Source organism: Streptomyces sp. NPDC003697 (genome assembly GCF_053587115.1).
The window spans coordinates 19,505-28,354 of record NZ_JBSFNN010000089.1 but is presented as its reverse complement, the minus strand read 5'-3'; the positions used below and the strand labels follow the sequence as shown (position 1 = coordinate 28,354).

The following is an 8,850-nucleotide window of genomic DNA, read 5'->3' as shown; positions in this document are numbered from 1 at the left end:
GTTGCGGACCGGCGGGGTGACCGGCTCGACGTGGAGGCCGGGCAGCCGGGGCGCCCCCGGCACCGGTGCCCCGGACGAGACCGCGTCCGGCGAGGGCACTCACGGCGAGGGCGCTGTGGAGGAGTGCGTCCTGGACGAGGGCGCACTGGACGGGGGCGCGGCGGACGGGGGCGGTCCCGCCTTCGAGGTCGTCTACCTGCTGGAGGCCGACGACGCGGCGGTGACCCGGCTGCGGCAGCGGCTCGACGCCCTCGGGGACTCCCTCGTCGTGGTCGGCGGCGACGGGCTGTGGAACGTCCATGTGCACGTCGACGACGCGGGCGCCGCCGTGGAGGCGGGCCTGGAGGCCGGGCGGCCGTACCGGATCCGGATCACCCACTTCGGGGCGGGCGACGTCCACACCACCGGCATCGGACGGCCGCCCCGAGAACGCGCCCAGCGCGCCGTCGTCGCCGTCGTGCCGGGCGAGGGCCTGGCCGACCTGTACACCGAGGCAGGGGCCACTTCCGTGCCGGCCCGCCCGGGCGAGCCGCCGGCCAGCGGCGAACTCGTCGAGGCGGTCCGGCGCGCCCACGCGCGCGAGGTCGTGCTGATGCCCAACGACGTCGACCTGCGCGACACCGCGGCCGCCGCCGCCGAGCAGGTCCGCGGTGAAGGCGTCCGCGTGGCCCTCATCCCGACCCGCTCGGCGGTCCAGGGCATCGCGGCCCTCGCCGTCCACGAGCCCGGCCGCCGCTTCGACGAGGACGTCGTCGCCATGACGTCGGCGGCGGGCGCCACCCGCTACGCCGAGGTCACCGTCGCCGAACGGCAGTCGTGGACCACGGCCGGCATCTGCCAGGCCGGGGACGTCCTCGGCCTCATCGACGGCGACGTCGCCGTGATCGGCTCGGACGTGACCGCCGTCGCCGAGACCGTCCTGGACCGCATGCTCGCGGCCGGCGGCGAACTGGTCACCCTCGTCCTCGGCGACGACGCCCCGGACACCGTCGCCGACGACCTCCAGTCCCGCGTGCGCACCACCTACCTCGCCGTCGACACCGTGGTCTACCGGGGCGGCGGGCAGGGAACGCTGCTGCTGATCGGAGTGGAGTAGCACCGGCGACGCGCCGGAACGGCCACCCCCGGCCGACCGCCAAGCCGCTGCCGCCCCGACCGGCCCGCGGGCGCGAGCCCGCCCCTGGCCGGCCGCCCCTGGGCGAGCCCGGCGTGGTGGCCCGCCCGCCCCGAGGCGGGCTCGCGCCCGACCGGCCTGCCGGGTGCCGAGTGGCAGCTCTCCTCGCCGCCCGCGAGGCCGTGAGCGGATGTTGTCCGGGCGGGTCGCCGGTCACGCCGTGACGGGTGAGCGTCGCCAGGTCGCCGGCAAGCCGCACAGCGCCGGGCAGCCGACCTCGGACGGCGTCCCGCCGGGTGGCCGTCCGGCGAACCGTTCCGGCACCCCCGACCGGTCGGCTGTTCGGCGGGCTCGCGCCCGACCGGTCGGCCGTACGGCGAGCCGGTCTGCGGGCCCCGGGCCGGGCCGCCCGGAAGCGGGTCCGCGCGGGCCGGCCGCTGGTCAGTTCGCGGGATGCTGTTCCTCCACGAGGCGCAGCATCCGGCCCGCCTCGTCGCGCCGGGCGTGCACCGTCTCGTCCGCTTCCGTGTCCGCCACGTCGGCGTACGCCCCCAGCACCGCACCCGCGCGTGCCGCGGCCGCGGCCGGGCGGCCCAGGTCGGCCTCCAGCCAGCCCGCGGCCAGTTCGGCGCCGGTGCGCCCGTGCACGCCGTGCTCCCCGAGCAGGGCGAAGGCGGCGGCCGCCCGTGTCATCCGGGTCAGGGCCTCCTCGTGGGCCGCGTGCAGCGTGTCCTCCTCGGCGTCCTCGGCGACGCAGCGCGCGACCAGGTCGCCGAACTGGCGGTGCGTGTGGCCGGCCTCGGCCACGAGCCGCTGCCGGGTCTCCTCGTCCTCCGCCGCGCCCAGCGCCTCCTCGCACTCGCGGACGGCGGCCGCCATCAGCTCCCGCGCCCCCTCCGGGCCCGCGTCGGTGCGCAGCGCCAGCCAGGCGCGGGCGCGCAGCGCGCGGACCAGTCCGTGGACGTTGCCGAGCGAGCGCCACAACTCGCCCGCCCGCGCGTAGGCACGGTCCGCCTCCGCGGGCAGCCCCGCACGGCCGAGGGACTCGGCGGCGAGATGGGCGAGCGTGGCGTGGTCCTGCTGTTCCGGCCAGTGCCGGGCGATCTCGGCGGCCTCGAGCCGCCGTTCGGCCGCCGCACGGTGCTCCCCGAGCTCGCTCAGGCAGTCGCCGAGCCACCACTGCGTCTGTACGACCGCGCCGTCGCCGTGGGTCTCGGCGGACAGCTCCCCCAGCGCCGACTCCAGCACCTCCGCGCCCTCGGCGAACCGCCCCAGCCGCAGCAGCAGACCGCCGAGCTGCTGCCGTGCCCAGGCGCCCAGCGTCGCGCTCTCGCCGGCCTCGTCGGCCCAGTGCGCCGCCTGCAGGGCGTGGTCCGCGGCCTCCTCGGCCCGCCCCCGCCCGCCGAGCACCTCGGCGAGCTGCAGGTGCAGCTGGGCCCGGCCCGGCGCCTCCAGATGCGGCCCGCCGTGCTCCAGGGCCGCGCGCAGCGCCCGTTCGGCCCCGGCCACGTCGCCGAGATGGTGCGCGATCCCGGCCAGCCGCGCCTCGTACTCCACCGCGAACCACGGCAGCCCGGCGGCCACGTACTCCGCAGCGGCCCGCGTGAACAGCTCCGCGGCCCCCTCCAGGTCCCCGGTGTGCACGGCGACCTCCGCGAGCATCGCCCGCGCCTCGGCCGCCCGGGACGCCAGCCGCACGTCCTGCCCGGCGCCTCCCTCGGCGACCGCCCGCACCTCCCGCGCGGCGCCCTCGGCGGCGGACAGGTCGGCCTCCGCGACGGGCCCGTCGGCCTCGTGCACCCGGCGCATCAGGATGCGGGCCCGGCTGATCAGCACGGACGCCGTCTGCCGCGGGCCGGTCCCGTCCCCGGCGAACAGCGCGCGCACCCGCTCGTACGGCTCGGCGACCGCGGCCAGCGCCCCGTCCACGTCGCCGGCAAGCGCCCGCGCGTACGCCGCCCGCGACCGCGCCGCCAGCGCCTCGCCGGGGTCGCCCGCCTCCGCGTACAGACCGGCGGCCCGCTCGAAGAGCGCGGCGCCCTCGGGCCCCCGCGCCATCGCCTCGTGGTCGGCGATCTCGGCCCGGTCGCGGGCGTCCAGCTCGGCGCCCTCGGCGGCCCGCGCGACGGCCGCCCACGCCTCCATGGCGTGCGGCTGCAGGGTGTCCGACAGCCTCCGCGCCGTCGCGAGCAGCCCGGGCAGGCCGGTCTCCGGCGTGGGGTCCGGCGCGGCCACGGGCGGCACGGCGGGGGCGGGCGCTGCGGCGGCCGGCCGTGCCGTCCGCACGCCCAGCGGGAGCCGGTCCACCAGCGGGCGCTGCGCCATGCGCGCGCGTGTCCGCTCGCCCACGTGGGAGGTGCCGTTGCGGGCGTCGAAACGGGCGGCCAGGGCCTCGGTACGGGCCCGCGCGTGGACGGCGAGTTCACCGGCCGTCCAGCTCCGTTCCGGTGGCCCGGGCACCGGCTGCCCGCCCAGCCCGAGTTCCACCAGCCGGTCCATCAGCAGCGTCACCACCGACAGGAAGTCCAGCTCGCTGCGCGGATGACCGGCGTCCGTGAAGTACGCCGGACGCTGGGCCAGCAGCTCCAGGGCGCGTGCCTCGTTCCCGCTCAGCGCGCAGAACTCCACGTGGTCGGCGTACGCGCCGCGCATGCTCTCCATCTCCCGCACCAGCCGGAAGCCCCGCAGGTGGTGGGCGCGCGCCTCGTCCGGGCGGCCCAGCCGCAGCAGCGGTGTGAGCGACGACGCGAGGACGGTGTGCGGTTCGTGCGCGCAGGTGTACTCGCCCTCCAGCACCGGCCGCCACAGCCGCAGCGCCTCCTCGTCACGGCCGCGCTCGGCCTGCCACCAGCCCTGCGTGTGCAACTCGCAGGCGTGGCAGTCGGCCATGCTGTCCCGGTCGGCGGCCAGCCACGCGGCGTACGCCCGCTCCGCCCGCCCGACGTCGCCGACGTGCGCGGCGACGCTGAACTCGGCACTGCGCACGGCGCGTTCGGAGTGACCGGCGAGCCGGTAGCGGTGCTCCATCTCGCCGAGCCACTTCTCCACGGACGCCAGCGGGATGTGCGGCTGGCCCAGCATGCCGGCCGACATCCACTTGAAGACCCAGTGCAGCGAGTGGGTCTCGTACGCGTCGAAGTCCTCGGGGTGTTCGTCCCACATGCGCAGCAGCCGCGCGAAGGGGACGAACATCCTGTCCTTCTCGGAGCTGTAGTTGTACACCTTCAGCTGGTGCCCGAGCGCCTCGATCACGGCGAGCGGGATGTCCAGCTTCTCCGCCTCGGCCAGCAGCTGCTCCGCGCGCGCGTTGCGGGCGGGACCCTCGGGCTGCTCCCCGTTCTCGGCCATCGCCCTGCGCAGGGAGTCAAAGTCGGTGATCCCGGTCATCGCCGGCCCTCCTCGGTCGGGTCGCTGTGGGTGGCCCATTCCAGCAGGCCGATGAACGCCCGGTTCAGCAGCGCGGAGTCGGCGGGTCGCAGCGGGCGCTGCGCCATCAGCAGCGCCTGCCCGTACAGGGACTCCGTCGCGGTGCCGATGAGCTCCGGGTCGCCCAGCGAACCGATCCGCCGGACCAGCGGATTGAGGTGGTTGAGCACCAGACGGGCCCGCGGTGAGCTCCCGCGCAGCGAGCCGAGGATGCCCGCCCACAGGTCGTCGGCGCCGGACTCGGCCTCGGCGCGGGCCTGCTCGTGCCGCGCCGCCCGGTCGTCCAGGTGCAGCGCGGGCACCGACAGCGGGTGGAAGGCGCGCAGGACGACGTCGCAGCCCAGCGGGTCCAGCTTCGCCCGCGCGGCCGCCAGGAACCCGGACAGCGCCAGCTCCTCGGCCGGGTCGGCCGCGTCCAGGTGGGCGGTCACGGTCTCCGCGTCCAGCTCGGCGACCACCGTCCCGGGCCGCACCGACGGCAGCGCCTCCACCAGCTCGCTGTCGTAGGTGTAGCCGCCGTTGACGACACCGATGCCCTGCGCGGAGGCGATCGGCGCCACCTGCCGGTACTCCTCCACCGTCCGCGTGAAGTGCACGACGGGGTGCCGCTGTGCGAACTCCTCCAGGGACAGCCGCCCGTCGGTCGTCTCGAACGGCAGCCACGGCAGCATCGTGCGCAGCATCTCCGTATCGTGCCGGGCCAGGGACTTCACTCCCAGGAAGTGCACGGACAGAAACGCCGCCAGCCGCTCCGGGTCGCCGGCCGCCAGGCCCGTGAGCCAGGACCGGATCCGCGCGCCCAGTGCCTCCCGCACGGCGGCCAGCGTCTCGTCCTCGTACAGCGACTCGCGTGAGGCCGTGGGCCGCAGGCTGTCCGTGTCGAGCACGCAGCGCACGAAGAACGCCCAGTCGGGCAGCAGCTGTTCGGCCCGCTCGGTCAGCAGCATGCCCTTCAGGTGCACGCGATGGCCCGCCCGCTGCGCGGGGCTGACCGCCGACGGCAGCACGTACGCCACCCCCCGGATCCCGGCCAGCGGCACGTCCAGGTCGATCGAGTCCAGCGGGGTGAAGCCGAACAGGCCGTGGCAGTGCCGGGCCAGGGCGACCCGGCGGGCGGTGGGGGAGGGGTACGCCCGGTCCCAGGGCGCCGGCAGCTCGGTCACCGCGGTGCCGCCCACCCGGACGTCGTACGGCAGCAGCGACCCGAAGTCCCGTGCCAGGGCCAGGACGCGCTGCTCCGTGAGCCACTCGCCGGCCCCGGCCCGCGCCCGCAGGTGCACGGTGGTGCCGGGCTCGGGCCGGGCGTCGTCGGGCAGCGTCCGCACGGTGTAGGAGCCGTCGTCGCGCGCCGTCCACTCCACGGGCGGCGCCCCGGGCGTACGGGCGCTGCGGCTGACGACGCGGATCCGCTCGGCGACCACGAAGCAGGCCAGCAGGCCGATGCCGAACTGCCCGAGGAAGTCCGCGCGGGCCTCCCGCAGCCCGTCGGCGCGCTTGGAGCTGCGGCCGATGGTCGCCAGCAGGTCGTGCACGTCGGACTCGGTGAGGCCGATACCGCTGTCCTCCACCCGCAGGGTGGCTGGTTCCCCGGGGTCCACGTGCAGGCGGACCCGGGCCGGCGCGTCGGGCTGTTCGGCGCGGCGGGCGGTGATGGCGTCCACGGCGTTCTGCAGCAGCTCGCGCAGATAGACCTTGGGACTGGAGTAGAGGTGGTGCGAGAGCAGATCCACCAGGCCGCGCAGGTCGACCTGGAAGGTGTGGGCCGCCTCGGGGGCGGACGGGGATGCCGAGGATGACTGTGAGGTCTGGGAGTCCATCGTCGCAGCGCCGGTGGGGGGACGGGCGACGGCGCGGGGTCGGGCGGTCCGGGTGGGGCGGTGACCGCGGGGGATGGCCGGAGCGCGCCATCCTAGAGCCCCGCCGACCCGTCTGACCATGGGTTTCCCGGCACGTCTACGGGAATGTCGGTGCCGTGGTGTGCAATGGAACTCGTGCCCGCACTGCAAGAACCACTGAAACAATCACTGAAGAAGGTGCTCGGCCCCGCCACCGCGAAGGTGATGGCCGAGCACCTCGGCCTGCACACCGTCGGCGACCTGCTCCACCACTACCCGCGCAGGTACGAGGAGCGCGGCCAGCTCACCCACCTGGCCGACCTGCCCATGGACGAGCACGTGACGGTGGTCGCCCAGGTCGCCGACGCCCGGCTGCACACGTTCGCCTCCGCCCGGGCCCCGCGCGGCAAGGGCCAGCGCCTGGAGGTCACGATCACGGACGGCAGCGGCCGGCTCCAGCTGGTCTTCTTCGGCAGCGGCGTGCACAAGCCCCACAAGGAACTCCTGCCGGGCACCCGCGCGATGTTCGCCGGCAAGGTCTCCGTCTTCAACCGCCGGCTCCAGCTCGCCCACCCGGCGTACGAACTGCTGCAGGCCGACACCGAGGAGACGGTCGAGAGCTGGGCCGGTGCCCTGATCCCCCTCTACCCCGCCACCGCCAAACTGGAGTCCTGGAAGATCGGCAAGGCGGTCCAGACGGTGCTGCCCAGCGCCCGGGAGGCCGTCGACCCGCTGCCCGGCACGCTGCGCGAGGGTCGCGGCCTCCTCTCCCTGCCCGAGGCCCTGCTCAAGATCCACCGTCCGCAGACCAAGGCGGACATCGCCGACGCCCGCGCCCGCCTGAAGTGGGACGAGGCCTTCGTCCTCCAGGTCGCCCTCGCCCGCCGGCGGCACGCCGACACCCTGCTGCCCGCCGTCGCCCGCAGGCCCCGGCCCGACGGCCTCCTCGCGGCCTTCGACGACCGCCTCCCCTTCACCCTCACCGAGGGCCAGCAGAAGGTGTCCCGCGAGATCTTCGCCGACCTCGCCGCCGAGCACCCGATGCACCGGCTCCTGCAGGGAGAGGTGGGCTCGGGAAAGACGATGGTGGCCCTGCGCGCCATGCTCGCCGTCGTCGACGCGGGCGGGCAGGCCGCGATGCTCGCGCCCACCGAGGTGCTGGCCCAGCAGCACCACCGGTCCGTCACCGAGATGATGGGGGAGCTGGCGGAGGGCGGCATGCTGGGCGGTGCCGAGCACGCCACCAAGGTGGTGCTGCTCACCGGATCGATGGGCGCGGCGGCCCGCCGGCAGGCCCTGCTCGACCTGGCCACCGGCGAGGCCGGCATCGTCATCGGCACGCACGCGCTGATCGAGGACAAGGTGCAGTTCCACGACCTCGGGCTCGTCGTCGTCGACGAGCAGCACCGTTTTGGAGTCGAGCAGCGCGACGCCCTGCGCGGCAAGGGCAAGCAGCCGCCGCACCTGCTGGTCATGACCGCCACGCCCATTCCGCGCACGGTCGCCATGACCGTCTTCGGCGACCTGGAGACCTCCGTCCTCGACCAGCTCCCGGCGGGACGCTCGCCCATCGCCAGCCACGTCGTGCCGGCCGCCGACAAGCCGCACTTCCTGGCGCGGGCCTGGGAGCGCGTCCGCGAGGAGGTGGCGAACGGCCATCAGGCGTACGTGGTCTGCCCCCGCATCGGGGACGAGGAGGACGACCCGAAGAAGGCCGGGAAGCGGAAGTCCCCCGATGACGAGGCGGACCGGCGCCCGCCGCTCGCCGTCCTCGACGTCGCCGAGCAGTTGGCCGGGGGCCCGCTGAGCGGCCTGAGGGTCGAGGTGCTGCACGGCCGGATGCAGCCCGACGACAAGGACGCGGTCATGCGGCGCTTCGCCGCCGGCGAGACCCAGGTCCTGGTCGCCACCACCGTCATCGAGGTCGGCGTCAACGTGCCGAACGCCACCGTCATGGTGATCATGGACGCCGACCGCTTCGGCGTCTCCCAGCTCCACCAGCTGCGCGGCCGCGTCGGCCGTGGCTCGGCGCCCGGCCTGTGCCTGCTGGTCACGGAGACGCCGGAGGCAGGGCCGGCCCGGCAGCGGCTGAACGCCGTGGCCTCCACCCTCGACGGGTTCGAGCTCTCCCGGCTCGACCTGGAGCAGCGCCGTGAGGGCGACGTCCTCGGCCAGGCCCAGTCCGGCGTCCGCTCCAGCCTGCGCATGCTCGCCGTCATCGAGGACGAGGAGATCATCGCCGAGGCCCGCGAGGAGGCCGCCGCGGTGGTGGCCGCCGACCCCGACCTCACCCGGCTGCCGGGCCTGCGGACGGCGCTGGACGCCCTGCTGGACGAGGAGCGGGAGCAGTACCTGGAGAAGGGCTGACGACGGCAGAGGCCGGAAAGGGGAGGGGACGGGAGGGGACGGGCGAAGGACGGAGACCGAGAAGGAGAAGGGCTCGCAACGAAGGCCCCGGGCACCGGTGGGCCGCCG

General features: G+C 75.6%; 4 protein-coding genes. 2 read left to right on the top strand and 2 right to left on the bottom strand.

The genetic code is table 11. The features are described from left to right. Window positions 1–1,096, top strand: a 1,096-nt coding sequence (locus ACWDNY_RS26665; RefSeq protein WP_451648336.1) for a DAK2 domain-containing protein, incomplete at its 5' end; no start/stop codon positions are given. A 459-nt stretch (window positions 1,097–1,555) separates the two neighbouring features. Here the strand turns inward: ACWDNY_RS26665 and ACWDNY_RS26660 are convergent. Next, window positions 1,556–4,501 (bottom strand): tetratricopeptide repeat protein, encoded by a 2,946-nt coding sequence (locus tag ACWDNY_RS26660; RefSeq protein ID WP_451648335.1) that lies wholly within the window; start codon window positions 4,499–4,501, stop codon window positions 1,556–1,558. After that, window positions 4,498–6,357, bottom strand: coding sequence for an HSP90 family protein (locus ACWDNY_RS26655; RefSeq protein ID WP_451648334.1), 1,860 nt, complete (start codon window positions 6,355–6,357; stop codon window positions 4,498–4,500). The genes ACWDNY_RS26660 and ACWDNY_RS26655 overlap by 4 nt, the downstream gene beginning before the upstream one ends. A gap of 165 nt (window positions 6,358–6,522) precedes the next feature. Between ACWDNY_RS26655 and recG the strand changes: the two genes are divergently transcribed. Beyond that, window positions 6,523–8,742 (top strand): ATP-dependent DNA helicase RecG, encoded by a 2,220-nt coding sequence (gene recG, locus ACWDNY_RS26650; protein ID WP_451648333.1) that lies wholly within the window; start codon window positions 6,523–6,525, stop codon window positions 8,740–8,742. Window positions 8,743–8,850: the final 108 nt, after the last annotated feature.